The organism is Mesorhizobium sp. M2A.F.Ca.ET.037.01.1.1 (assembly GCF_003998075.1).
Taxonomy (GTDB): Bacteria; Pseudomonadota; Alphaproteobacteria; order Rhizobiales; family Rhizobiaceae; genus Mesorhizobium.
Window position 1 is genome coordinate 1 of record NZ_RZSA01001579.1, and the last position, 826, is coordinate 826.

1 protein-coding gene is annotated in these 826 nt (G+C 65.6%); it reads left to right on the forward strand.

Annotated features, from left to right (window positions below; all coding sequences use genetic code 11):
* On the forward strand, positions 1 to 580 hold a 580-nt coding region (locus EOA27_RS38505; protein ID WP_127258968.1), incomplete at its 5' end, for an HlyD family efflux transporter periplasmic adaptor subunit.
* Positions 581 to 826 lie beyond the last annotated feature (246 nt).

Below are 826 nucleotides of genomic sequence, written 5' to 3' on the forward strand. Positions count from 1 at the left end.
AGCGCAGACCGAGCGCGCCACCACGCAGCGCGTCGAGGAGGCGCTGACCAAGCTCGACGACGTGCGCACCAACCTTGCCGACATCGACGAGCAGATGCGCGCGGCGCAAGCCGTGCTGAAGCGCACGACGATCACCGCGCCGGCGGCGGGCATCGTCGTGTCCTCCACCTATAATTCGCAAGGCAGCGTGGTCGCGCCCGGCGAGAAGATCATGGAGATCCTGCCCACGTCATCGGGTCTGGTGGTGGACGCAAAGCTCAGGCCGAGGGACATCGACCAGGTGCATGTCGGCCAGAAGGCGAAGCTCAGGCTGTCGGCGCTCAACACGCGGCTCACGCCAGAGGTGCCGGCCACGGTGAGCGAGATCTCAGCCGACCGGCTGATCGACGACACCACCCACGAGCCCTATTTCCGCGCCAGGCTGAAGATCGCCGATGCCTTGCCGCCCGGCGTGAAGAGAGAACAGCTTTATCCCGGCGCCCCGGTCGATACCTTCATCAGCACTGGCGACCGGACCTTCTTCGAATATCTGGTGCGGCCGATGATGGATTCGTTCGCAAGGGCGTTTGCGGAAAGGTAGGGGCGGAGGGCAGTTACCGGCGGCCGTTGCGGTGAGCGGCAGGCCTATGGCCAGGCGCCGGGTAGTTGCCCTCGGGGCATCGGCGTTGGGCAGACGGCTTACTCCAGAAACATCAAGGCCGTGGCCAGGAATCCCATCCCGAAGCAAGACGCCATCGAATAGGCGATCATCCCGGCAGCCACATAGTCGCCCGCGCCCGACGACAGATGGCTGCCGAGTGTGCCGAAAGCCAGGAGCCAGCACGCC